This is a genomic window from Xylophilus sp., from assembly GCA_009914555.1.
In the GTDB taxonomy this organism is placed as follows: domain Bacteria; phylum Pseudomonadota; class Gammaproteobacteria; order Burkholderiales; family Burkholderiaceae_C; genus WNDY01.
Genome location: WNDY01000033.1, coordinates 1 through 25063, shown reverse-complemented (window position 1 = coordinate 25063; position 25063 = coordinate 1). Strand labels below are relative to the sequence as shown.

The following is a 25063-nucleotide window of genomic DNA, read 5'->3' as shown; positions in this document are numbered from 1 at the left end:
CATGACGGACGCGAAGAAGAAGGCGAACGGATCGTCGTGGGCGAAGGGTAGGTCGGGAAACCCGGGCGGCCGGTCGCCGCGCGTGGGTCCGAATGGCGAGACCCTCGCCCAGCTCGCCCGCGAGCACACCGCAGACGCTCTCGCGACCCTGGTGGCCGTCTGTAACGGAGAGGTTGGCAAGCCGGACAAAGACAATCCGAAGCTCACCATCATCGAGGCGAAGGACCGCATCAGCGCGGCGAACGCCATCCTTGACCGTGGCTGGGGTAAGCCCAAGGAGAGCGTCGACATCGATGCCAACGTAAAAGGTACGGGGCTGCCGGTGATCAATCTTACGGTGACCCGATCGGATCATGGCGGAGCTTGATCTAGCGCTGCACGCCAAGCAGACGACCGCCTTCGAGTCTACGGCCACGGAAATTCTCTACGGCGGAGCTGCGGGCGGAGGCAAGTCCCATCTTTTCCGCGTCGCCTCGATCATGTGGTGCGCGAACGTGCCTGGGCTGCAGGTGTACCTGTTCCGCAGGCTGTTCGACGACCTCTACAAGAACCACATGGAGGGACCGACGAGCTTCCTGGCGCTGCTCGGGCCGTTCATCGAAGGTGGTTACGTCAAGATCAACCTCTCCAAGAATTTCATCGAGTTCTGGAATGGATCGAAGATCCACCTGTGCCACTGCCAGCACGAAAAGGACGTCCTGAAGTACCAGGGCGCTGAAATCCACGTGCTGCTTATGGATGAGTTGACCCACTTCTCGGCCAAGGTCTATCGCTATCTTCGCGGTCGCCTGCGTTTGGGTGGCCTGAAGGTACCTGACGCATTTCGCGGGATGTTCCCCCGGGTGCTCGGCGGCACAAACCCCGGTGGCCCTGGCCACAACTGGGTCAAGGGCGGGTTCGTCGACATTGCGCCACCGCTTGCGATCACCCAAATGCCCAAGGAGGAGGGCGGCCTTCTTCGGCAATACATTCCGGCTCGTCTGGATGATAACCCGACGCTCCTGGAGAACGATCCGAACTACGCCGACCGGTTGGCGGGCCTCGGGAATGCTGCGCTCGTGCGTGCCATGCTCAATGGCGACTGGAACATCGTGGCCGGCGGCGCCCTGGACGACGTCTGGAGCGATCGCTGCATCGTGCCGAGGTTCCCGGTGCCTCCGAGCTGGTACATCGACAGGTCGTTCGACTGGGGAAGCGCCAAGCCGTTCTCTGTCGGTTGGTGGGCGGAGGCCGATGGAACTGAGGTGATCCTTCCCGGTGGCGCAAAGTGGGCTCCCGTGCGTGGCTCACTGATCATGTGCGGCGAGTGGTACGGCGCGAAGGCGCCAAACGAGGGTCTGAAGATGTCTCCACGGGATGTCGCAAAAGGCATCAAGGAGCGGGAGGTCAAGATGGTTGAGTCAGGCCATCTGCCTAATCTTCCCGTGCCAGGACCAGCGGACAACGCGATCGCGGCGGACACGCATCCCGGGGTGCCGACGATCGAGAAAGAAATGCTCGACGCTGGCGTGAAGTGGACCGAGTCGAACAAGAAGCCGGGAAGCCGGAAGAACGGCCTGGAGCTACTCCGCTCTCGCCTGCGCGAGTCTGCGAAAGACGCACCGGAGAGCCCTGGCATCTACTTCATGGAGCACTGCCGGAGCGTCATAAGCCACCTACCGGTGCTTCCGCGTGATGAGCGCGACCAGGATGACGTGGACTCGTCTGCGGAAGATCACGATTACGACATGGTTCGCTATCGCGTACTTGGCGTGAAGCGCATCACCGAAGTCAAACCCTTGAGAATGTGAAATGGTCCTAGCCGTAAACCACTGCGCTCCTGTCGTGAACGACATGCGTTGCGATTGGCGCTATACCGAGGCGCTCATGCGCGGCACGCGTGCGATGCGCGAAGGGCGCGAGCTGTTCATGCCTCGGTGGCCGAACGAGGAGGAGGAAGCCTACGAGGCTCGCATCGAGTCGGCGACGTTGCTTCCCGCCTATCGGCGCACGGTGTCGGTCATGTCGGGTAAGCCATTTTCGAAACAGCTGACCACAGCGGGCACCTCGGATGAGGTAGCGAAAGAGTGGAAGCCGTGGCTCGACGACATTGATCGCAACGGAGTCAGCCTGAACGTCTTCGCCGCCGAGATGATGGCCGAGATCGTGGCGCACGGCCTCGCCGGAATCTACGTAGACGTACCCATGGCGGCGGATGTCGCGGCTTCAGGCACCGGCACGCCAACCATTGCTGACGAGAGGGCCGCAGGTATCCGACCCTATTTCGTGCGCGTCAAGCACGATCAGATCCTCGGCTGGCGCCTGGACGACAAAGGTGGCCTCGCGATGCTTCGCTTCATCGAGTGTTACGAGCGGGAGGACGGCCCCTTCGGAACGGTCGTGACGGAGCGCGTGTGGGTGCTGACGCCAGGTCACTGGGAGCACTGGGAGGCGGCGGACGGAAAAATCTGGTCGATTGTCGCCAGCGGCGACACCTCCCTGAGCGTCATTCCCTTCGTTCCGATCTACGGAGAGAAGGTAGCGCCCATGGTGGGGCGACCGCCGCTCCTGGACCTCGCATTCCTGAACGTTAAACACTGGCAGAGCCAGAGCGACCAGGACACGATCCTGCACGTGGCGCGTGTGCCTATCCTGGCCATGATCGGTGCCGACGAGAACACTCAGCTCGTCGTTGGCGTCTCGGCTGCCGTGAAGCTGCCGACCGGTGCGGAGATGAAGTTCGTTGAGCACACCGGGGCTGCCATCACTGCGGGGGCCGACAGTATCAAGGCACTTGAAGAGCAGATGATCCAGACGGGGGCCGAGCTGCTTGTGCAGAAACCCGGCCACCGGACGGCGACCGAAGACTCCAACGACGCCGAAGGCAACAAATGTGACCTGCAGCGCATTGTCGAATCCTTCGAGGATGCGCTTGATCAGGCGTTCGTCTTCGCTGGCCTGTACGCCAAGATGGATCCGCCGCGCGTGACCCTATTCAAGGACTTCGGCGCGGCGACCCTCACCGACGCTAGCGCCCAACTCATTGTCACCATGCAGCAAGGTGGACTCATCACGAAGCAGACGGCGATTAGGGAGCAACAGCGCCGCGGCGTGCTGTCGCCGGATATCGATCCTGAGGTCGAGGCGGCCGAGGCTGCTGCCGAGGGTCCGGCGCTGGGTGAGATCGGGCAGGTTGGCCCGGGTGGTCCCGGCGGCACAGAAATGCCCTGATGCCAGCCGTCAACGCGTCCCTACAAGACCGGGCCATCGATCACGCCCACGACCTGCTGCGCTACAGCAACGGCGTGGTGCGGCGGATGATCGCGCTGCTCAACCGCACCGACAGCCGCCTCGTGGCGCAGCTGGCCGAAGCGCTTCTTCGAATGGAGCGTGATAGCTTCACGGTCCAGCGTCTCGATGCGCTTCTGGGATCGGTACGACAGCTCAATTCGCAGGCATACGCCGCCGTCCAATTTGCGCTCGAGGCTGACCTGAAGGGTCTATCCCGGGTAGAGGTCCTGGCGCAGCTTGGCTCGTTGACCTCGTCGGTGCCGTCAGCGGTTCGCATCCGATTCCCGATCGCGCGCGTGTCGGCGGACCAGGTCTACGCCGCGGCCATGGCGCGTCCCTTCCAAGGACGCCTGTTACGCGAATGGGCTGCGGGCCTGGAAGAGGGGCGAATGACCCTGATCCGCAATGCCGTCCGCGCCGGCGTCGTTGAAGGTCAGACGACGTCGGACATCATCCGGAGCATTCGGGGCACGCGGGCGAACGGCTACGCCGACGGCACGCTCAACCGCCCCCGGCGCGAGCTGGCCGCTGTCGTCCAGACCGCCGTCAGCCACACGGCCCAGACAGCGCGGCAGCAGGTCGTCAGCGCAAACGCCGATATCATCAAGGCCGAGGCGTGGGTGTCGACCTTGGACACCAAAACGAGCCCACCTTGCCGGATACGCGACGGCCTGAGGTATACGCCGGTCACTCATGAGCCTATAGGCCACAGCGTCCCATGGGGTGAGGGGCCGGGGCGCCTTCACTTCTGCTGCAGGTCGGTCAGCGTGCCGGTGGTCAAGTCGTGGCGTGAGCTAGGCTTCGACGCCGAGGACCTGTCTCCCGGGACTCGCGCCTCCATGGACGGGCAGGTGGCTGCTGACACGACGTACCCGGAGTGGTTTGGCCGGCAGAGCGCCGCCCGCCAACTCGACATTCTCGGGCCGGACCGATATCGGCTCCTCAAGGCGGGCAAGGTGGATTTCAGCCAGTTTTACGACGACAAGGGGCGGTGGCTTTCCATTGACCAGCTCGAGGACAGGGTCGCCAGGGCCAGCGCTTGACATACGGGTCGCGTGCGCAACAATCCCACAATGCCGAAATTTCGCGTCATCGACGGAACTCCCGCACCCGACACACCGGCTGAGAAGCAGCGCGAGCGCATCCGCAAGATGGCGTACAAGCACATGCCGTCATGCACCAGTTGCGGCGGTTCCGAGTACATCACGGCGCGCATCGGCAACGTACGAAGCAAGCTTTGCGTCATCTGCCTGACTCAGGGCAGGCGTCGCGTCATGGAATAGCGCATTTTCAATGCGGACCCGCTCGGGACCGCTGTGAACACCAAAGCCCCGCCCGCGCGGGGCTTTTTGTTTGCCCGATCGGCGGACGCCGAGGGCGCAACGGGCCGGATGGCTCAGACACTGGCCGGATGGCCCAGGAACCATCAATGAAACTGAAGCTGGACGAAGCGGGCAACGTGATCGTGCAGGACGGAAAGCCCGTCTACATCGCCGACGATGGCAAGGAAGTCGCCTTCGACGTGGTCGCTACGGTCGATACGATCAAGCGACTTAACGGCGAGGCCAAGGGTCACCGCGAAGGTAAGGAAGCGGCCGAGAGGGCGCTGAAGGCTTTCGAGGGCATCGACGATCCCGCCGCGGCCATCAAGGCCCTTAACACGGTCGCCAACCTTGACGCGAAGAAGCTGGTGGATGCTGGCGAGATCGACAAGGTCAAGACGGAGATCAGCAAAGTCTTCGAGACCAAGCTGGCCGACGCAGAGAAGCGCACCGGTGAACTCGAGGGTCAGCTCTACGCCGAAAAGATTGGCGGAAGCTTCTCCCGCTCCAAGGTGATCGCCGACAAGTTCGCCATCCCCGCTGATCTCGTTCAGGCACGCTTCGGCAATGCCTACAAGATCGAGGATGGGAAGGTCGTCGCCTACGACTCGCAAGGCAACAAGATCTACTCCCGCGCACGTCCCGGCGAACTTGCCGACTTCGACGAAGCCCTCGAAACACTCGTGGAAGCCTATCCCTACAAGGACCAGATCCTGAAGGGAACGGGCGCGAGTGGCTCGGGCGCCGGAAACAACGGCGGCTCCGGTAGCGGCCAGCGTCAGCAGGGTGATCTTGGCGGCAGCAAATCCGAGCGCACCGCCGCCGTGGCGTCGCGCTTCCCCGAATTGAAATAAAGGAAACACCATGTCCCTGTCGCAGATGCAGGTTTTCAACAAGTACATCATGCCGGTGACGATCGAGACGCTGGCGCAGATGGTCCAGAAGTTCAACGCCGCGAGCAACGGCGCGATCCGACTCACCACCGACGGTTTCGAAGGTGACTTTCTTCAGGAATCCTTCTTCGCCGCGATCCACTCGGCACAGCGCCGCGTCGATCGCTATGCGGCCAACGGCACGGCCAACCCGACCGACCTGACTCAGCTCAAGCACAGCTCTGTCAAGGTCGCCGGTGGCTTCGGCCCGATCCGCTACGAGCCGTCGCAGATGACCTGGCTGCAGAAGCCGACGGCCGAGGGTATAGAGGTCGCCTCGCGCAACTTCGCCGAGGCGCTTCTGGCTGACCAGCTGAACACGGCGATTGCCGCGCTCGTCGCTGCGATCAGAAACCAGTCGGCGGTCACCAACGACGTATCGGCAACTGGCGGCGTGGATTACGTCGCGATCAACGCCGCGCACGCGCTGTTCGGCGACGCCTCCGGAAATCTGGTGGCGCAGGTCATGACCGGCCAGATGTTCCACAAGCTGATCGGCCAGAACATCACCAATGCCGGCCACTTGTTCGACTCGCGCTCGGTCAACGTGGTCGACATCCTCGGTCGCCCGGTCATCGTGACCGACGCCCCGGCGCTTTACTCGGCTGCCACGACCACGCCGGCCGCCCCGGCCAAGCAGAAGGTGCTCTCGCTTGCCGACTCCGCGGCGATCGTTTCGGACGCCGGCGACGTGATCTCGAACGTTCAGACCGTCAACGGCAAGGAGCGCATCGAGACCACCCTGCAGGTCGACTACACGTTCGGCCTCGGCCTCAAGGGCTACACCTGGGACGAGACGAACGGCGGCAAGTCGCCGACCGACGCTGAACTCGCCACCGGCAGCAACTGGGACAAGGTCGCCACCAGCTACAAGGCGACGGCGGGCGTGATCACCATCGGCGACGCGGCCAAGTAACCCCACGAGGGGCCGGGTGACCGGCCCCTTTTCGAGGAACGTCTATGTCCGACCAGAAGTTCATTTACGAGACCCACCCGGTATCACCGGAGCGAAAGGCCCAGCTTCGCGCGCAAGGCTATCGCATCCGTGATGCAGCCTTTGCGCCTTCCGACTACGTCCACCCGGACGCACCGAAGGGTGGCAAGGAAGCCGAGTTGAACGCGACTCAGCTGAAGGAAGAGTTGACCAAGCGCAATATCGAGTTCGCAGGCAATGCGTCCAAGGTCGTCCTGAAGGAACTGTACGACCAGGCGATCGCCGACGAGGCAGCCGGCGGCACTGGCGCCTGATCCATGGCCCTGATCGTGGAGGATGGCACCGGCAAGGCGGACGCCGAGGCCTATATCTCGGTGGCCGACGCTGACGCATATTTTGCCGCTCGCGGCGATCTCGCTTGGGCCGCTCTCGACAATCAGGCCAAGGAGCAGGCGCTGCGAAAGGGCGCCGACTACATGGCGTCGGCATACGGGACCCAGTGGAAGGGCGAGCGCATCAGCCCGACGCAGGCGCTTGATTGGCCGCGCCGCTGCGTGCGCGTCGCTCGCTTCACCCTCCCCATGGCCGCCATTCCCCTGGCGGTATCCCGAGCGAACGCCGAGATGGCCGTGCGCTCGATCGGTGGTGACCTCCAAGCCGACGAGGCTTCTCAGGTCAAGCAAGAGACCGTGGGCCCGATCACGGTCATCTACTCCGATGGCGCTCGCCAGGGCGTCAGGTACGCCGCGGTAGACGGCATGCTGTCATCGCTTCTGCGTGGCGGCGGCGCCGGCTCGATACCGGTCGTGCGCGCATGAGCGCTTTCAGCTACGCCACCATGGCGGCGACTGCTTCCCGCCTGCTCAAGCGATTCGGTGCCAAAGCCTCGATTAGCCGCATCGTTGATGGTTCCTACGATCCAGCCACGGGTAACAACCCTGGCGGCACCCAGGTTTTTCCCACAGTTGCCGCGATCATCGACTACGAAGATCGACTCGTCGACGGCACCATGATCTTGCGCGGTGACCTTCGTGCGCTCATGGATCCTCGCGTGCAGCCGATTCAGGGCGACCGACTGACCTGGAAGGGAAAGAGTTTCGCGGTGATCTCAGTCAAGGCGGTGTCGCCAGCCGGATTGGTCGTGCTCTATGACGCACAGGTGCGCGGCTGATGCCCGGGTTTCGCGAGAGCGTATCGGGGTTCGCCAAGGTGACGAAAGAGCGACTTGACCAGCAGGTGCGAAAGATCACTCTGGACCTCTTCAGCGACATCATCATGAATTCGCCCGTAGGCAATCCAGAGAAGTGGGCCGTCAACGGGAGTGCGGTCCGCTACAACGAGCAGGTATCAGAGCACAATGCAGCCCTGCTCGAGGATCCCGCGAACCTGACCAAGAAGGGGCGCCTGAAGCCTGGGAAGAAGCTCAACGACGGCATGAACATCGTCGGGCCCGCAGGCTATGTCGGCGGCCGATTCCGAGGCAACTGGCAGACGAGCATCTCGGCACCCGTTTCAGGTGTCGTGGACCGTATCGACCCGACTGGGCAGGCGGCCGTGGGCGAGGCCAGTGCCAACATGGGCGGAGCAGGGACCGTGACCTATTTGGTCAACAACCTGCCGTATGCCCAGGCCCTGGAGTACGACGCGCACAGCTCCCAGGCGCCCGCTGGCATGGTACGCGTCGCCATGGCTCGCATTACCCAGAACATCCCCTCGATCATCAGGCGGTAAGTATGGCCGAATTCGAAATCAATGCTGCGCTTGTGAGGGCGTGGCAGGGGGCAGGGCTTCCCTATCCGACGGCGTACGAGGGTAAGGCCTTCACGCCAGAACAAGGGAAGCCCTGGGCCGCGCTCTACCTTCTGCCCGCGGGTACGGCGCCGGCCGGTATTGGCATTCAAGCCCCCCTTGAACACGTAGGTATCCTTCAGGTCGACCTGAACCAACCGCTGGACGCGGGCGCACCGGTGATGCTGAAGGATGCCGACGCTGTCTCATTGCGGTTCACCCCCGGCGCGTCTTTCGAGTTTGGAGGCACGAAGGTCAACATCGAGCGCTGCACGCGCTCATCCATTCGCCGGTCGGAAGGCTGGCTTACCCTGTCGCTGTCCATCCGTTACCGGAGCTGGCAGCACCGCGTCACCCCGTAACGGAGAACACCATGACCGCTGGCATTGCCGCATCCGGCGCTCGCGCCGCGTACTTCTATGCCCTGGAGAATGCCGACGGCACGCTCCCGGCGAATCCGGCGTTCAAGCCGATACGCCTCACCCAGAACGGCTTGCAAGAGCAGGCCAACGACATCCAGTCGAACGAACTGGTGCCGGATCGCCACCGGCGTGCCGCGCGGCGCGGTGCCACCAGCGTCAGTGGCGATATCGTCGGCGAACTGTCCTTCGGCACCTTTGACGACCTGATCGAGGCCGCCTTCTGCGGCACCTGGGCCAACAACGTCCTGAAGACCGGGGCGGTGCGTCGCGGCTTCGCCATTCTGAAGCGCAACCTCGACATCAACGTCGACACGATCTACCGCGGCTGCCAGATCAACACCCTGAAGTTCGCCTGCCCGCTACAGGAAAAGATCACGGTCACCTTTTCGGTCGTCGGCAAGTCCGAGGAGTCGTATACGGTGCCGGCCGGCGCCACCTTCGCCCAGCCGACCACGACCGACTACATGACGACGTTCGATGGCTCACTGGCCATCGATACGACGGACCTGAACTCTGCCACCGACCTGAATATCACCCTGGCGAACAACATCGAGGCCAAATACAGCCTCATGAATCGCCCGGCCTACGCGATGAAGATCGGCATGATCGACGTCACCGGTGATCTGTCGGCCTACATCGAGGACGACTCGCTGAAGCAGCGCTACCGCAACGAGGTAGACACCGAGATGGCGGTCACCATGACCGACAAGGCGACGTCGGGCAATTCCTACGTCCTGACGCTTCCCCGTCAGCGCTTCACCTCGGCGCAGGACAGCTTCAACGGCGACGACCTGGGCATCCAGCAGCTGAACATCCGGTCGCTCTACGACACGACCTCCACGACCGAGTTGCAGATCAAGCGCGTTGCTTACGTGCCGCCGGCCCCGCCGCAGGGCGGCTGATCCCTCCATCCAAGGAAAGAAACGTGACCGATACCCAGACCACGACCAGCCCCGACCTGTCGGCGTTCGCCACCCGAAAGACCTTCAATGACGGCGTACGCGTGCCTCTTTCCCTCCCGGATGGCACGCCGACCGATCGCTTCCTGTTGGTGCGAAACTTCCGCTCCGATGCCTACCGGGCGAAGCTTGCCGAGATTCGCGATCGCATCGCCGAGGGCGGGAAGCCCAGCGAGGCCCAGCGCGAGGCCGACCGCATCGCCCTGATATCGAGCCTGGTCGTCAGTTGGAACTTCGATTCCGAATGCTCGCCGGTGAATGTTGCCGCGTTCCTTGCGGACGCGCAGATCGTCGCTGAGCAGGTCGACCGCGTTGCGATGGACGACGAGCGTTTTTTCGGCAAAGGCTCGAAGCCTTCTACCGATGGGTCGAAGGTGAGCTGAAGCTCGATGTAGTCCGGGGCAAGCGCACGGTGCGGGAACACCTGCATGCGCACTGGAAGTCTTCGGGCAAGAAGCCGGCGGCGCTGACGAAGCATGGCGAGTGCCCGGAGGGTTTCGAGCCCCTCATGGACGCCTTCCACCGGCTCTCCCGTCAGCGCCGCCGGAGCATGGGCGCCGAGCCCCTGTCGCACACCGAGATCGAGGCCTTTCAACGTTTGGAGGGTCTCACGATGCGCCCGTGGCAGATCCAGGCCATCGAGCAGATCGACGCCTACTGGCGAACCACCCTGACGTGATGAGGTCCGCATGACGGATGAAACCGCCCGCCTAGTCGTCGCCGTCGACAGCACCTCGGCGGGCAAGGCGACCGACGTCCTGGACTCGATGACCGCATCGGCGGGTAACGCGGAGGCTATGGTCGAGGCTCTGTCGAAGGCCTTTGGCCCAGTCGCGGCCGAGATCGCCAAGCTGACGGCGGCGATCGATCGGCAGGTGTCGTCGTATGCCTCGCTGGACAGCGCTGGCCAGAAGGTCGCCGCGACGAGCGAACAGGCGGCGAAGGCAGCCGAGACGCAGGCCCAGGCAACGGAGGCCTTGGGCGAGACCGCCGATCAGGCGCGCGAGCGCATCCGGGCGATGGTCTCTGCGTCGCTCGACCAGGTGCGCGCGGACGCCGCCGCCATCGAGGCGACGCAGCGCCGTAGCGACGCGAGCCGGACCGTGGCGGCCGATCTCAACTCGGAGGTCAACTCCGTCCGGCGGGCGCACGAGTCGATCGAGGCGTTTCGCCAACGCAACCAAGAGGCCGAGAAGGCGTCTCGTGGTGCGGCGTCTGGAGCGGACGAGCAGCGCGTGGCGCTCGACAAGCTGCTTAAGCAGATCGACCCGACGATCTCGGCCCTGGAGAAGCTGGACAATCAGGAAGCGCAGCTGAAGAAGTTCAGGTCGGCCGGCTTGATCGGCGGCGACGATTTCGACCGCTTCATGACGACCATTCAGCAGCGTCGCAAGGATGTTTCCGATGTCGGCGAGGCCATGCATGGCTTCTCGCTCAACACGGCAGCAGCACGGCGCGAGGTCGGCACGCTCGTCAGCGAGCTTGCGCGTGGCAACTTCGGAGACTTCCAGCGTTCGCTGATTACGCTCGCTGGTGACACTGGGATCTTCACGGCGCTGCTGTCGCCGGCGGCGATTGGCGTGGGTGCTTTGGCGCTTGCGATCGGTGGCCTGGCCGCAGTCTCCATCGCCGGCTACAACGACCAGCAGCAGATCACCAAGGCGATCATTGCCACGGGCGACGCGGCGGGTGTCACCGCCACGCAGGTCAACGGCATGGTCGCGGCCATCGGTGGCAACACGGGCCAGTACGGGAAGGCGCGAGAAGCACTTCAGGCGCTGTTGGAGTCAGGCCGCCTCACTGGCGACAGCCTTCAGCAGGCCGGACAGCTCGCCGTGGACATGGCGGAGGTGACCGGTAAGAGCGTCGGCGAAGCCGTCCAGCACATCATCTCCCTGCGGGATGACCCGGTGAAGGCTGTCCGGGCTCTGGACGAGCAGTACAACCTCCTGACGGCGACCCAGTACGAGCACATCAAGGCGCTCGTGGACCAAGGGCAGCAGGAGCGCGCTGTTGCTGAAATTCAAGAGATCGAGGCTGGTAAGTTCTCGGAGCGCCGCAAGAAATACGAGGAGGATCTGGGATATCTGGCGAAGAGCTGGCGGTCGGTCCGGGATGCGATCGCGGAGACGCTGGAGAAGGAAAAGCAGATCGGCAGCGGGTCGGACGATGCAAAGCTCTACCAACTCAATCTGAAAATCGGCGACCTAAAGGGAACCCAGGTCGGCGGCCGAGCCATGACGGATCAGGCTGTTGCCGAGCGTTTCAAGAACTCCGGCAGCCCTCTACTCGATCAGTATCAGGAGCTTCTCGACCAGAAGCACCAGATCACCGTCAAGCAGGCACTCGACGAGTGGACTGAGCAACAGGGGGAATACGACAAGCGCATTCAGGACGAAGGCAAAAAGGCCTCCGACGTACTCGACGACTACGCCCGCCGCGCCAAGAGCGACGAGGCCAAAGCCAAGGACATCGCGAAGGTCAAGGAGGCTACCCAGAAGGCACTCGCCGCTCGCCCTCAGGACAAGGCCGCCATCGAGGCCCAGCAGAAGGACGCGCTCAAGTTCATCGAGCAGCAGTACACCGACAAGGCGGGCAATAGCGCGTCCAAAGCGCTGGACACGGCCGAAGTATCCTCCGAGGCATCGGCTTTCAAATCCGCGCTTGCCCAGATCACAACTTCTTACGCGAATGCCCAGAAGGAGCTGGACGCGCAGCGCAAGTCCGGTGCCGTCTCGGAGGAGGCCTACTATCAGCAGTCCCGGGATCTACTGTGGCGCGGCGAAGCCGAGCAGGTGACGGCTATCCAGGCGGAGATGGCGCGCCTGCAACAGCGGAAGGTCGCGGGCGCCGACAAGGTGAAGAACGATCAGCGTGTCGCGGAGCTATCCGCCGAGGCACACAAGATTGAGGCCGACGCCATCAGTCGGGACAACGTGCTCGTGCAGGAGGCTGCAGCGGCAAAGGAAAAGGCAGCGCGTGCGATCCAGGCCTATGTAGACGCGCTCGGCCGGCAGGAGGCCGCGGCGCGTGCCGACGCCGACTTGCAGGTGCAGCGCCTGTCCATGGGCGATCGCGAGTTCGCGAACATGCAGCGACTCGTCACGATCCGCCGGCAAGGTGCCGACGAATTGGTGCGCCTGGCGTCGCAGCTGAGCAACAAGCAGATCGACCAGTCCACGTATGACCAGCAGGCGGCCGCGCAGCAGGCCAGCACGGACCGCTTGGTGCAGATCGAGCAAGACGGACAGCAGCGTGTCGCAGCGGCACGCGAGGACTGGGTTACCGGATCTCGCAAAGCCATGGCGGACCTCCAGGATCAGGCGACGGACGCCGCCGGCGCCTTCGGCTCGTTCGTCAGCTCGGTGAACGGCGGCCTGTCGGATTTCCTGGTGAACGCCGCGACGAAGGGCAAGGCGAGCATCAAGGGCTTCGTCAGCTCGGTGCTCACCGAGGTCGCGCGCCTCGAGGCGAACCGGGCGGCCGCATCGCTGATCAGCTACGGATTGAGCTTCATACCTGGGCTTGGCGGCGGGTCGATGCCGTCCACCACATCGTCAGGAAGCTTCAGCCTGTCGGGCGGGACCTATTCGGGCAGCGGGTCGATGGCGACCACGTGGGGCGGCTACCGCGCCGGCGGTGGTTCGACGTCGCCGAACAGTGCTTATCGCGTGGCGGAGCAGGGCCCTGAGGTGTACCGGACGCCAGGCGGGCAAACGTACCTCCTCACTGGCCAGGAGGGCGGCAGCGTGTCACCCATGCAAAGCGGTGGCGGCGCGAGCGGCCCCGCCGCCGGCGGCACGCAGGTGAATGTCACCGTCAACGTGGCCAGCGACGGCTCAACATCGGGTCAGGTGGATCCGAAAAACGCCGGCGAGTTTGGGCGTGACCTTGGGCAGCAGATGCAAACCGTCGCGGATCAGGCGATCGCCCGAGCCATGATGCCCGGCGGCAAACTCTGGAGGCAGCAACGTGGCTGACGTTTTCGACTTCACTGTGGACGCCGGCACCAACGGTACGACCACTTTTCGGGTGAAAAAGGCCCAGTTCGGCGACGGCTACACGCAGCGCGCGGCGGATGGAATCAACAACTCCACAAGGAAGTGGAACATCACGGTGGCGGACAAGTACGACTTCGAAGTCCAGCCGATCAAGGCGTTTCTCGACGCCCATGGCGGCGCCCGATCGTTCCTCTGGACGCCGCCCAACGGTGTCCAGGGCCGGTATGTGTGCGAGACCTACAACGAGTCGCCGGCGATCGCTGGCCTTACCACGCTCACCGCCGTCTTTGAGGAGAGCTTTGCTCCATGAGCTTCTACGCTGACATCCAGAGGCTCGAGCCGGGCGCATGGGTCGAGCTGTTCGAGATCGATTTGCGACCGATCACCGGCGGCGTCGACGACATCCTGCGGTTCCACGGCTATACGCAAATCGGCCCCATCACTTGGCAGGGTGTCGCCTACGAGGCGTGGCCAGTCCAGGCCCAGGGTTTCCGCATGGACCCCGAGCAGCCGCCCGTACCGACGCTATCCGCCGGCAACATCGATGGTCGCCTGACGGCGCTGTGCCTCGCCTACCAGGACCTCGTCGGCGCAAAGCTGCGGCGCCTGCGCACGCTGGGCCAGTACCTGGACGCGGTGAACTTCCCTGAAGGCAATCCTTCCGCCGACCCGGACCAGGGCGCGCCGCCAGAACTGTGGTTCCTGGAGCGCCGCTCCGCCGAGGACAAGACTCAGGTCACCTGGGAGCTGTCGAGCCCGATGGACTTCGGAAATCGCCAACTGCCGGGTCGCCAGATCATCGCCAACGTGTGCGGCTGGCTCGCCATTGGCGGCTACCGTGGCCCGTACTGCGGCTACACGGGGCCGCCGGTTGCCAAGTCGGACGACTCCCCCACGACTGACCCTGCGCAGGACCGCTGCGGCGGGCGCCTGACCTCCTGCCGCCTGCGCAACTGGCCGGGCGGCGAGCTGCCCTATGGGTCTTTCCCCGCCGCGACGCTGATCAAATGACGCCCGAGACCGAAGCCGCGATCCACGCTCACGCGGTGGCCGAGTACCCGCGCGAGTGTTGCGGGGTCATCGTCGTGCGAAAGGGTAGGGAGCGGTACATCGCCTGTCGCAACGTGGCGACCACGCCGCAGGATCACTTCGTTCTCTCGCCGGCGGACTTCGCCGCTGCCGAGGATGAGGGCGAGATCACGTCCATCGTCCACTCCCACCCGGACGTGCCCGCGAGGCCGTCCGAGGGCGATCGCGTCGCCTGCGAGCGGTCGGGACTGCCCTGGGTCATCGTGAGCGTCATGGCGGGCGATGCTGGCCCCGCACCGGCCGACACGCAGGTCATCGAGCCGACCGGCTACGAGGCGCCCCTGGTTGGCCGCCAGTGGGCGCATGGCGTGCTCGACTGTTGGGCCTTGGTCCGGGACTGGTACGCCCGTGAGCGCGGCGTTGAGCTGCCCGATCCGCCCCGCGCGGACGGCTGGTGGAACGACGGAGTCTCAGCTCTGTACAACGACCGCGTGCTGAGGGATGCTAACCTCGTGCCCGTTGGTGCGGACGCGCTCGCCCCTGGCGACGTGATCCTCATGCAGATCCGCTCCGGCAACCAGGTGCCGAATCATGCCGCCGTGTACCTCGGCGATGGCCAGATCCTCCATCACCTGCACGGTCGCCTCAGCTCCCGAGACATCTACGGGGGATATTGGCAGGAGGTCACCCGGTCGGTTTGGCGGTGGGGCGGGTAGAATCGGACTTCCTGTTTACGTTAGGGGCGTATATGCGAACTCGGATAGTGGCGTTAGCCTTGATGCTGTATGGAATCGCCGGTTGCGCGAGTGTTGACGAGCTGCGCAAGAAGGAACCGGCGGCACATCTAGTATCTTCCGGGACGTCCGTGGAGAAAGTAGCGTCCTGCATTTCCACCGCGTGGAATAATCAGCGAATTGGCATAGAGTCAAATGGCGCGAGCCTTCGCCGTGACGGTGATGACTACGTTGTCGTGTCGCCGGCGTCTGGTACGCCGTCTGAAGTAGCGGTTGTTAGCAAAGCAGGCGGAACTTCAACCGTATCGATATTCGCGCAGGCCGCACTTGATGTCGGTGGTCGGACAAGAAAACGAACTGACGCGGCAAGAAGCTGCATGTGAGAAGAACCCCGCATAAGCGGGGTTTTTTTATGAGGAGAAAGTATGGGCGCGACAACGATCCTACTTACGGGTGAGGCTCAACAGAAGTTCGGTCGCGAGTTCAAGCTGCACCTCGATACCAACTCGCCTGCGGAAGCGATCCGAGCGCTTTGTGCGGTGGTCGATGGCTTCCGGGCCTATATTGCCGGAGCCAAAGCCAGGGGAATTGAGTTTGCGATTTGGCGCGGCAAGGGCAAAGGGGCGACAAACATAAGCGCCGAGCAGTTGCGGGAGCCGGCAGGCGGCGTCATCCGTATCGCGCCGATCCATGTCGGCTCGAAGAGCGGCGGCGTGCTTCAGACGATCGTTGGCGCCGTGCTTATCGTGATCGGTGGACTGATCGCTGCCTCGCCGGTAGGAACGGCAATTGCCGGTGTAGGCCTGTCGATGGTCGCCGGCGGCGTCGTCCAGATGCTCAGCCCGCAGCCGCGGCTCAACAAGAGCGCCGATCCATCCCAGAACCAGGCCAGCGATATTTTCAACGGCTCGGTCAACACCACAGCCCAGGGCAACTGCGTCCCCGTCCTCTACGGCGGCCCGATGGAGATCGGAAGTGTGGTGATCTCGGCAGGCATCGAGGCCCAGGACTACAGCTCCAGGCCATCGAACGTCGGCATGGGCACGAACAATGGCGCTCAGAAGATGACGCCATACGATCCCGACTGAATCAACCGCCTTCACGAACCCCGAGCCCGCCATGAGCGGGCTTTTTTATGGGCGAAACAAACGTATGGGCATCAAGCCTCACATCACTGGCGCCAAGGGCGGCGGCGGTCAGCACACGCCCGTAGAGGCGGCCGACACGCTCCGCTCCATCTCCTACTTCCAGATTGAAGACGCCATATCTGAGGGCGAGATCGTTGGCCTCGTCAACGGCCTTCAGTCCGTCAAGCTCGACGGCACGCCTGTGGCGAACGCGAACGGGACGCTGAACTTCACCGGCGTCAGCGTCCAGCTGCGCACCGGCACGCAGGATCAATCCTATGTGCCGGGCTACGGGGATGTGAAGAACGAGATCGGCGTCCAGACCGAGCTGAAGTCGGATGCGCCGTGGGTGCGCGCGGTGTCGAACGTTGAGCTGTCGGCGGTAGCTATCACACTCCAGGTGGATGCGCTTCAGCAGAGCAACACCAAGAACGGCGACATCAACGGCTACACCGTGCAGTACTCGATCGATGTTTCCACCGACGGTGGTGCGTACCAGACGGTCCTGAACAGCGCTTTCAGCGGAAAGGCATCGAACCCCTACCAGCGCACGCACCGTATCGACCTTCCGCGCGCGATGACGGGATGGAGTGTCCGGGTCCGTCGCCTAACGGCTAATGCCAACAGTGCGACCACGGCAGACACTACGCGCATCATCTCGATCACCGAGATCATCGACGCCAAGCTGCGCTACCCGAACACCGCCTACGTGGCGATCAGCGGCGATGCGAGCCAGTTCTCCAATGTGCCGGCGCGGTCGTACGTGTGCTTCGGGCGCATCCTCCGCGTTCCGGCCAACTACGATCCGAAGACTAGGGCCTACAACGGCACCTGGGATGGCTCGTTCAAACCCGCTTGGACCGACAATCCGGCGTGGATCCTGTACGACATGATCCTGAACAACCGGTATGGTCTTGGCGACCTGGTCGATGCCTCCCTGGTGGACAAGTGGGAGCTATACCGGATCGCCCAGTACTGCGATCAGTTGGTCGGTGACGGGAAGGGTGGCCAAGAGCCGCGTTTTCGGTGCACGGCGTACCTGCAAACTCGCCAGGACGCGTTCAAGGTTCTTGGCGACATGGCCTCGATCTTCCGCGGCGTCAGCTACTGGATGGGCGGATCGCTCGTCACTGTGGCCGACATGCCATCGGACCCGGTGTACCCGTACACAGCGGCCAATGTCATCGATGGCCAGTTCACCTACCAGAGCAGTGCGCGGAAGACGAGGTTTTCAACCGCGCTGGTGACCTGGAACGACCCGGCCAACAACTACAAGCAGGCCGTGCAGTACGTCGAGGACGCCGCCGCGGTTGCTCGATATGGTCTCCAGCCGACCGAGTTCGTTGCCATCGGCTGCACGAGCCAGGGGCAGGCCCACCGCGCCGGCAGATGGGCAACAACAACGAGTCAGGTCGAAACGGACTCGGTCACGTTTGCCGTCGGCCTCGATGGCCTCCGTTCGGCACCTGGGCAGATCATCACGGTGCAGGATCCGGATCGCGCTGGCGCACGCCAAGGCGGTCGTATCAGCGACGCGACGCAAAGCATGGTGACCGTGGACCGGGCGCCCGACCAGATCGCCAAGGGCGACACGCTGACGGTGGTCCGCCCTTCCGGTGTCTCCGAGACGCGCACGATCAGCCAGGTCGACGGCGCGAAGCTGTATGCCTCCCAGCCTTTCACCGAGATCCCGGTGGCGCAATCCGTATGGTCTGTCGAGAGCGCTTCGCTGGCCCTGCAGACGTTCCGCGTGTTGTCGGTGACTGAGGACACCTCGGGCGACAAGATCCAGTTCACGATCAGCGCGATCCAGCACAACGCGAGCAAGTTCGACCATATCGACGACGGCGCCATGATCCAGGTGCCGCCGATCAGCAAGTTGCCCGTAGGCACGCAGGTGCCGCCGACGAACGTCCGGGTGAGCAGCCACGTGGTGGTGGAGCAGGGCATCGCCAACAACGTGATGACGATTGAATGGGACGCTGCAGGCGGTGCGGCGCTCTACAAGGTCGAGTGGCAGAAGGACAGTGGCCAGTGGATTCAGGCTGGCACGGTGGCCACGACGTCGGTCGACGTAGTCGGGATCTACACCGGCACGTATGTAGCCCGGGTGACCGCCCTCAACACGGGTAACACGCCGTCCCTCGCGGCGCTGAGCCAGCCGACGCCGGTCGTCGGCAAGACGGGCGTTCCGCCGCGCTTGGCGAGCCTCGCGTGCGAGACTTTGATCTTCGGCATCCGCGTCAAATGGTCGTTCCCCGACGGCGTTACGGACACTCAGCGTACGGAGATCTGGGCTAACACGTCGCCGCAACGTCCGGACGACCCCGCCGCGAACCCGGCCCCGTATCACATGGGCGACTATGGCTACCCGACCAGCGGCACCGAGCTGCATGGCCTCATGGCCGGTACGTCCTTGTACTTCTGGGGACGGCTGATCGACAAGGCAGGGAACATCGGTCCGTGGTATCCAGAGGCGGGGGCCATCAAGGGCCAGAGCAGCAGCGACGCGGCACCGATCCTCGAGCTCCTGACGGGCCAGATCGAAAAGGATCAGCTTGCGAAGGACCTGCGGGACACCATCGACTCAGTCGACGACCTCGCCGCCTTTGTCCAGCCGCCTACGCCGTGGGACGCCGAGCTGGCGTATCACAAGGGCGACGTCGTCAGCCTGGACGGTCGCATGTACCGCGCCCTGGTTGATGTCGCCGCCGGCGGCGCGAAGCCGGGTACGGACGAGGCGGTGTGGCGGGACGTCGGCGCTGTCGAGCAGACGGCGGCGGGTCTGGCCATGCAGTTGTCGGACACGACGCTCAAGGTCGAGGAGCTGGACGGTGAGGTGCGCGCCACCGCCACCAAGACCGACGCCGTCTACGCCCAGGTCAACCCGACCCCCGTCGGCGTCGACCTGGGCGACAAGGTCGGCGTGGACAACCCGATCAAGGCGGGCTGGGTCGCCCGTGTGCTGGCCGAGGTCGACAGCGATCACGCGCTCGGCTATCGGATCGAGACGACGCAGGCCCAGATCGGTGATGTGCGGGCGGCAGTGACCGAGGAGACGAAGGCTAGGGTCGAGGGTGAGCAGGCGATGGCGTCACGCGTGACGACCGTCGAGGCCGCCGCAGGGGATGCCAAGGCTCAAGCGCAGCAGGCCATCAACGTCACCGCGGCGCTCGATGGCAAGGTGTCGGTCACGCTGACCTCGAAAGTGGCAATCACGGCCGACGGTCAGTACTACACCGCCGGCTACGCGGTGGGCATCGACAACAGCAGCGGCACCGTGCAGTCGCGTTTCTTGGTGGTGGCGGACCGCTTCGCGATCCTTCCGACCGCCGGTGGTGGCTCGGCGGTATCCCCTTTCGTCATCCAGGGCGGGCAGACGTTCATCAGCCAGGCTTTCATCGGTCAAGGCTGGATTACCAACGCGATGATCGCGAACGCATCGATCGACAACGCCAAGATCACGGGCGCGATCCAGTCGGACGCGATGGATGGAACAGGCCAACCGCTATGGAGGCTGGACAAGAGCGGGCAGCTCGGTCTCCGGGCAACGTCGGGATCGGGCCGCGTGGAAATCGATGGCACGGGAGGTCGTGTGTACGACGCGAATGGCACGCTCCGCGTGCGCTGGGGAATCTGGGGGTGATATGGGAATTGGAGTGCAAACGTTTGATGCGCAGGGGCGTCAAGTTATGGGCGGGGAGACGCGCATCAGCCGCCTGATAGGAATGATTGATTGCAACCCGGCGGGAGGAAGCGTGAGTGACGTGAATTTCTCACAAGGGACGCCCTGGGCATTGTGCGTGCCTGCGGAATCCTACAGCTCATACACCGTTATCGCTTACGCCTCGATCTCCGGCGGTACGGTCAACTACACGGCATCGAAGGTGAAGTGCCGTTTGCTTTATGGGACGTTCTGATGTCCGCGGGCATCCAACTCATCGGTGCGTCCGGAGCGTGGCAGGCGGATGAGTCATTCGCATCGCTGGCGCTTCGTATCCAAGGCACGGCGAAATTCAGCACGGTGACGGGCGCGCCACCGTTCAACTTGGCCGTAACTGCTCAGGTCACTGCTCAGGGGGATGCGCCGGTGATCGCCGTAAGGGCGGACTTCGCGATTGTCTTGACGGGTTGCTACGTCAACGGCACTACGTGGCAATGGAGTTTCGCAGCTCCTGACAACGCGCAGGACGGCCACAACGCGGGAAGAGAGTTCGCTTGGTTCGTGTTCGATCGACCTCTCGACCTGGGATCGCAAGCGGGCCTACAGGTCTTCGATGCTCAGGGCCGAATGACTTTCGACGGCATGCAGCGATATCTGCGGGTTGCGGGCGTCGTACCTGGATCACAAGGCGGCCAACCTGGAAGCCTGGACTTCCCTGGAATCACGACAGCGATGATCTTCACGCGCGTAGCGATCGTCACGAGTGTTTTTCAGCCAACGCCGGGTTCGCCCTACGTAGATCAAGTGAGTTTTTCTGGAGCGCGGGTTGACGGCACGAGCGTGCGGGTTGTGAGCTTCAGCGCACATTTCTTGCAGGGCATTGTGCCTCCCGGTGGTCCCTATCCGGCTATCCCTGCTGGCGATGTTCTCGTCGCCGATGTGAGCAACTACTGAGGAAAATGCATGGCAATGAACATCCAGCGTGTAAATTTCGATCCGGTCACCGGCGACAGCTACACGGCAGCGTTTCGAAAAATTGACCTCGATGTCGGGGAGGTAGCGAAGGCTATCGACGGCGACGGATCGGCGGATAGCGGTATTGAAAATCGCATCGGTATTGCTGAGCAGAAGCTCTCGAGACTCGGAAATTCGTCGACGCGAAATGTTGGCGCGGTAGCCGGCACAGTTGCTGCTGGCGACGATCCAAGAATCAAGGTCGTCGGCACCACTGCCGGCACCGTCGCCGCAGGTGACGACACCAGGATCACGGGTGCGTTGCCCAAATCGGGCGGATATATGACTGGCGGTATCAAAACGGCGTTGGCGGCGAACGCCCTGTTGATTGACGGCCCCTCATCCGGGGGGAGGGTGATCGGCACGAAAGACGCGGCCATTGCCCCCATGCGGATCAATAGCACGCAAGAGAGCGGCGCTAGCAACCCGGCAGCGGCGGCCTTCCTTTGCCTGTATAGGAACGGTTACCAGGGCGCATATTTCGGCCTTAGCGGGACCGGCAATCTGGCATTTGGAGGTTGGTCTTTTGGCGACGTGGAGTACATGCTCCACCACGCCGGCGTGGACGTGCTGCCTTCGGCCGACAATGCCCGCAGTGTCGGAAACTCATCGCTGCGATTTTCCCAATTGTACGCGGTCTCCGGCACGATCAACACGTCCGACCGAGACTACAAGACGGACATCGTGGACACGACGCTCGGCCTGGATTTTGTGCGGTCGCTCCGGCCGGTCAGCTACAAGCTGCGAGAGGCTGAGAAGATCTCGACGCGCGAGCAGACGGGCACGACGACGCACCTGGAGCCAACCTACGACGCTGATGGCCAGCCGGTGGTCGACGAATCAGGGCACCCGGTGATGCGCGCAGTCACGATCCCTGTAATGGAAGAGGTGCTTACGCCTCGCCCAGGGAGGCGCGATCACCAGGGCCTCATCTCGCAGGAGGTCGCGGACGCGCTGCGCGCCGCGGACATCGACCCGGCGACGTCTGGCATCTGGTCCGGTGGCGATCCCGAAGTCCCCGGCAGCCCTGAGGGGTTGCGATATGAGGAGCTGATCGGGCCGCTGGTGCGGGCGGTCCAACAGCTCGCCGCGCGCGTCGATGCGCTGGAGGGCGGGGTGCACGCGTAGCTCATCGGGTGAGACGGCGCCGGCGTACGCTCGCCGGCATGCCCATCCGAGCCGCCGCCGTCGAGATCATCTGGCGCCCCGTCATTGGCGGGTCGGCCAATCTGGTGGGCACGATCGACGGCGTCGAGGTGGGGTACGTTGGTCAGCGGCCCAATGGGATGTGGGTATCGAAGGTGATGCATAGGGCTGACTGGGCTCGGCATCTGGAAGCCCTCGTCGGCTCAGAGGCGCAAGGGTGCCGCATGGTCGAGCGCTGGCTGGCCCATCACCCGCTGGACGTGCAGCAGCTCCGGCGAGACCGCGAGGCCTGGAAGGAGTCCATGAGGCTGTCACCACCCGCTCTGGCGCGCGCTCGCCTTGCCGGTGAGCAGCGGGTGGGTCGCAACGCGCCTGGCATACGCCGCGCAACTGGGCTGCCCTGGTAGCCGTAGGTGCTTATCCCTGGGATCGTCGCTACCGTCGATGATGAGGCGACGCCATCGATCACGCGCCGATATCCAACGCACGACATGGCGCATGGCTAGCTCGGGGCGCTCGACCTCATAGGGGACGACCTCGATGAAGCGCATGCCGTCCGGGCACACGACCACGTGCCACGCCCCGCGCCCGCGGCGCAGCCATGCGAAGTCCATGGATTGCCAAGGCGACTCCATGTGCGCGGCCCACTGCACGGCAGGCCAGCCGCTGGCCGCACGCCGCAACCACTGCACCTTGATCTCGACCCTTTCCATCTTCGCCTCGTTCCGGGGCCAACCAGCCTACGCCGCCCAAATCTCGCCGCGCGAGACACGTCGGGGTGTACGCTGGTGACTCAGCTTCCGGAGCCCCGCCATGTGTTACTCCGCCCAGGTCCAGGCCAAGTTCAAGGAGTACCGCCGACTGGGCGGCGAGATGGACATCAAGGAGTTTGTCGCCCTGGCGGAGCGGTCGGCCAAGTCAGGGCGCTGGGTGACCGACGTGCCGAAGGCGCTGCGCAACTCGTTCATGGATGCCGATCCCAACGACGCCGAGCAGCAGGAGGCGAGGGCAGCTGCTCTAGAGGCGTACCGGGCCACGGCGGCCAAACATGAGCAGGAGATCGCCACCCAGACGGAGCGGCTGATGCAGGCCGAGGCCGTGCTCGCCGGCCCGCGCCCGACCAAGAAGTCGACCAACGACAAGCGCGTGGCCACCAACCGTATCGCCGCAGCGCGCGCCAAGCTTGCCCAGGTTGAGGACTACGCCACGGGCGAGGGATTCCAGAGGATCTGGCCGGGCCACTACGCTCCGGTACTCATCCGCGATCCAGCCACCGGCCAACGCATGGTGGTCCCGATGCGATACAGGGTTCGGCTGAAAGGCTGGACCGTTGAGGACGAGTTGCAGAAGCCCGGCACCTACAACGCACGCAAGGACAAGCTGTCGACGGTGTGGCGCGGGCTCTGGGGCCACAACCATGGCATCGTCCAGGCGCGGCGCTTCTACGAGGCCGTGCGCCTCGCCGACCTCGAGCGGCGCGACCTCGCTCCAGGCGAGCCCGAGACCTCAGTGGAGATCGAATTCCGGCCGGAGCCCGAGCCGGAGGAGGGCATGTACCTGGCGTGCCTGTGGAGGTACAGCCCGCCCACGGAAGACGAGCCCGGCTTCTACAGTTTCGCGGCGATCACCCGAGATCCGCCGGCAGAGGTCGCGGCCGCCGGCCACAACCGGTGCATCATCGCCATCAAGCCTGAGCACCTCGAGGCATGGCTACACCCGGATGCCAAGCGCCTGGGCGAGCAGCTGTCCCTCCTTGAGGATCCGATCGATGCGTACTTCGAGCATGCGGTGGTCGGTAGCGAGGCTTAGTCGGTGCTGATAGCTGGATAACGGCGGGGGCGTACGCTCTTTATTGGAATCATGACAGCTTGAGACGCACTAGGGGCCACAACATATTGGGTTGCATGAGGTCGGTCCTCCCTATATATTGACGGCGGGCCTGTGAAGACCATCCGCGCCCTATTCAGCCCACCTGCCGCCCACTGGTAGGATTGGGCTACAAGTGTCGACGGCGCTTAATTGAGTCGAAAACGTTGACCGCTGCTAATTAATTGATAGTTATGCAGTTTTTATTTGAGTGGGATACGGATGAGAGAGTGGCTGAACAGGGCGACCGCCCTTCTCGATGAGTCTCGCAATGGCGTGCCGCTCGAGCTGAATGAGCTGGATTGGAAGCAGACCCTGTCGCCTGACAAGGGGCGCATGACGGAGCATCTGTCGGCATTTGGCAACATGGCTGGAGGAGGCTTTCTCGTCTTCGGTTTGAACAATGATGCAGTGGCGGTTGGGGTGCCACCAGAGGACATCGACGGAATTGTTCTCAAGTTGACGAATCTGGCGCGAGATGCTGTGGACCCTCCGCTTCATGTAGACCATGGCGTCGCAGAGATCGATGGCATGCCTCTTGATCTTGCCCCCGTTTCACGGACACCCCTATAAGCGATTAACTATCGCAATAGGAGGTGGACGATGACCAAGAGCAAGGCAGGCAGAAAGGGGCAGGAGTTCAGCCTGGAGTTCAGGCAGCAGGCACTGTTGCGAGCGGCCACAGAAGGGGTAACCACGGTGGCTCGTGATCTGGGGTTGCAGCCTGCCCAGCTGTACAGTTGGCGCGCCCAGGCGCGGCGGCACGACCAGGACGATCAGGCACAACGCTTGGAGTTGGCCGAACATGCACGGCTCAAACGTGAAGTGGCGCGGCTGGAGGAGGAGAACGCTTTC

27 protein-coding genes are annotated in these 25063 nt (G+C 63.7%); 26 read left to right on the top strand and 1 reads right to left on the bottom strand.

The features are described from left to right. Position 1: 1 nt before the first annotated feature. The 23 genes from GAK38_RS14745 (at position 2) to GAK38_RS14635 (ending at position 22324) form a co-directional block, all read left to right on the top strand. On the top strand, positions 2-367 hold the full coding sequence (locus GAK38_RS14745) for a hypothetical protein (RefSeq protein WP_325345365.1): 366 nt from the start codon (positions 2-4) through the stop codon (positions 365-367). Further along, positions 354-1790, top strand: a complete 1437-nt coding sequence (locus GAK38_RS14740) for a terminase large subunit domain-containing protein (protein ID WP_325345364.1) — start codon at positions 354-356, stop codon at positions 1788-1790. The genes GAK38_RS14745 and GAK38_RS14740 overlap by 14 nt, the downstream gene beginning before the upstream one ends. A 43-nt stretch (positions 1791-1833) precedes the next feature. Continuing rightward, positions 1834-3210, top strand: coding sequence for a DUF4055 domain-containing protein (locus tag GAK38_RS14735; protein WP_325345453.1), 1377 nt, complete (start codon positions 1834-1836; stop codon positions 3208-3210). After that, positions 3210-4313, top strand: coding sequence for a phage minor head protein (locus tag GAK38_RS14730; protein WP_325345362.1), 1104 nt, complete (start codon positions 3210-3212; stop codon positions 4311-4313). The genes GAK38_RS14735 and GAK38_RS14730 overlap by 1 nt, the downstream gene beginning before the upstream one ends. Positions 4314-4343: 30 nt before the next feature. Further along, complete coding sequence (locus GAK38_RS14725) at positions 4344-4553, top strand: hypothetical protein (RefSeq protein ID WP_325345360.1); 210 nt, start codon at positions 4344-4346, stop codon at positions 4551-4553. 146 nt (positions 4554-4699) lie between these two features. Further along, a complete protein-coding gene (locus tag GAK38_RS14720; RefSeq protein WP_325345358.1) occupies positions 4700-5446 on the top strand; it encodes a DUF6651 domain-containing protein in 747 nt (248 codons plus the stop codon). A 10-nt stretch (positions 5447-5456) separates the two neighbouring features. After that, positions 5457-6440 carry a major capsid protein gene (locus GAK38_RS14715; RefSeq protein WP_325345356.1) on the top strand — a complete coding sequence of 328 codons (984 nt, stop codon included), beginning with the start codon at positions 5457-5459 and terminating at the stop codon, positions 6438-6440. A gap of 44 nt (positions 6441-6484) precedes the next feature. Then, positions 6485-6772 carry a hypothetical protein gene (locus GAK38_RS14710; protein WP_325345354.1) on the top strand — a complete coding sequence of 96 codons (288 nt, stop codon included), beginning with the start codon at positions 6485-6487 and terminating at the stop codon, positions 6770-6772. A 3-nt stretch (positions 6773-6775) separates the two neighbouring features. After that, the gene (locus GAK38_RS14705) at positions 6776-7276 is read left to right on the top strand and encodes a DnaT-like ssDNA-binding protein (RefSeq protein WP_325345353.1); all 501 of its coding nucleotides are present in this window, start codon (positions 6776-6778) and stop codon (positions 7274-7276) included. Then, positions 7273-7629 carry a hypothetical protein gene (locus GAK38_RS14700; protein ID WP_325345351.1) on the top strand — a complete coding sequence of 119 codons (357 nt, stop codon included), beginning with the start codon at positions 7273-7275 and terminating at the stop codon, positions 7627-7629. Before GAK38_RS14705 ends, GAK38_RS14700 begins: the two co-directional genes overlap by 4 nt. Further along, a complete protein-coding gene (locus GAK38_RS14695; RefSeq protein WP_325345349.1) occupies positions 7629-8189 on the top strand; it encodes a hypothetical protein in 561 nt (186 codons plus the stop codon). The genes GAK38_RS14700 and GAK38_RS14695 overlap by 1 nt, the downstream gene beginning before the upstream one ends. 2 nt (positions 8190-8191) lie before the next feature. Next, positions 8192-8608, top strand: a complete 417-nt coding sequence (locus GAK38_RS14690) for a phage tail terminator-like protein (RefSeq protein WP_325345347.1) — start codon at positions 8192-8194, stop codon at positions 8606-8608. A gap of 11 nt (positions 8609-8619) precedes the next feature. Beyond that, a complete protein-coding gene (locus GAK38_RS14685; protein WP_325345345.1) occupies positions 8620-9570 on the top strand; it encodes a phage tail tube protein in 951 nt (316 codons plus the stop codon). Between the two features lie 23 nt (positions 9571-9593). Then, positions 9594-10010 carry a hypothetical protein gene (locus GAK38_RS14680; RefSeq protein WP_325345343.1) on the top strand — a complete coding sequence of 139 codons (417 nt, stop codon included), beginning with the start codon at positions 9594-9596 and terminating at the stop codon, positions 10008-10010. A gap of 29 nt (positions 10011-10039) precedes the next feature. Beyond that, positions 10040-10306 (top strand): phage tail assembly chaperone, encoded by a 267-nt coding sequence (locus tag GAK38_RS23955; RefSeq protein WP_443089222.1) that lies wholly within the window; start codon positions 10040-10042, stop codon positions 10304-10306. A 10-nt stretch (positions 10307-10316) separates the two neighbouring features. Then, on the top strand, positions 10317-13607 hold the full coding sequence (locus GAK38_RS14670; RefSeq protein ID WP_325345340.1) for a phage tail length tape measure family protein: 3291 nt from the start codon (positions 10317-10319) through the stop codon (positions 13605-13607). After that, positions 13600-13938: a phage tail protein gene (locus tag GAK38_RS14665; protein ID WP_325345338.1), complete on the top strand. Its 339-nt coding sequence runs from the start codon at positions 13600-13602 to the stop codon at positions 13936-13938. The genes GAK38_RS14670 and GAK38_RS14665 overlap by 8 nt, the downstream gene beginning before the upstream one ends. Further along, the gene (locus tag GAK38_RS14660) at positions 13935-14639 is read left to right on the top strand and encodes a phage minor tail protein L (protein WP_325345336.1); all 705 of its coding nucleotides are present in this window, start codon (positions 13935-13937) and stop codon (positions 14637-14639) included. The genes GAK38_RS14665 and GAK38_RS14660 overlap by 4 nt, the downstream gene beginning before the upstream one ends. Then, positions 14636-15373, top strand: coding sequence for a C40 family peptidase (locus GAK38_RS14655; RefSeq protein ID WP_325345334.1), 738 nt, complete (start codon positions 14636-14638; stop codon positions 15371-15373). Before GAK38_RS14660 ends, GAK38_RS14655 begins: the two co-directional genes overlap by 4 nt. A 443-nt stretch (positions 15374-15816) precedes the next feature. Continuing rightward, positions 15817-16479: a tail assembly protein gene (locus GAK38_RS14650; protein WP_325345332.1), complete on the top strand. Its 663-nt coding sequence runs from the start codon at positions 15817-15819 to the stop codon at positions 16477-16479. 31 nt (positions 16480-16510) lie between these two features. Continuing rightward, entirely contained in the window at positions 16511-20164 is a 3654-nt protein-coding gene (locus GAK38_RS14645; protein WP_325345330.1) for a host specificity protein J, read from the top strand. Between the two features lie 273 nt (positions 20165-20437). Next, positions 20438-21136: a hypothetical protein gene (locus GAK38_RS14640; protein WP_325345328.1), complete on the top strand. Its 699-nt coding sequence runs from the start codon at positions 20438-20440 to the stop codon at positions 21134-21136. A gap of 9 nt (positions 21137-21145) precedes the next feature. Beyond that, positions 21146-22324, top strand: coding sequence for a tail fiber domain-containing protein (locus GAK38_RS14635; protein WP_325345326.1), 1179 nt, complete (start codon positions 21146-21148; stop codon positions 22322-22324). Between the two features lie 329 nt (positions 22325-22653). Here GAK38_RS14635 and GAK38_RS14630 read toward each other — a convergent pair whose 3' ends face one another. Next, a complete protein-coding gene (locus tag GAK38_RS14630; RefSeq protein ID WP_325345324.1) occupies positions 22654-23055 on the bottom strand; it encodes a hypothetical protein in 402 nt (133 codons plus the stop codon). 100 nt (positions 23056-23155) lie between these two features. On the opposite strand from GAK38_RS14630, the gene GAK38_RS14625 reads away from it, so the two are divergent. The 3 genes from GAK38_RS14625 to GAK38_RS14615 form a co-directional block, all read left to right on the top strand. Continuing rightward, positions 23156-24151 carry an SOS response-associated peptidase family protein gene (locus GAK38_RS14625; protein WP_325345322.1) on the top strand — a complete coding sequence of 332 codons (996 nt, stop codon included), beginning with the start codon at positions 23156-23158 and terminating at the stop codon, positions 24149-24151. A 333-nt stretch (positions 24152-24484) separates the two neighbouring features. After that, a complete protein-coding gene (locus GAK38_RS14620) occupies positions 24485-24781 on the top strand; it encodes an AlbA family DNA-binding domain-containing protein (RefSeq protein WP_325345320.1) in 297 nt (98 codons plus the stop codon). Between the two features lie 30 nt (positions 24782-24811). Further along, on the top strand, positions 24812-25063 hold a 252-nt coding region (locus GAK38_RS14615; RefSeq protein WP_291781585.1), incomplete at its 3' end, for a transposase.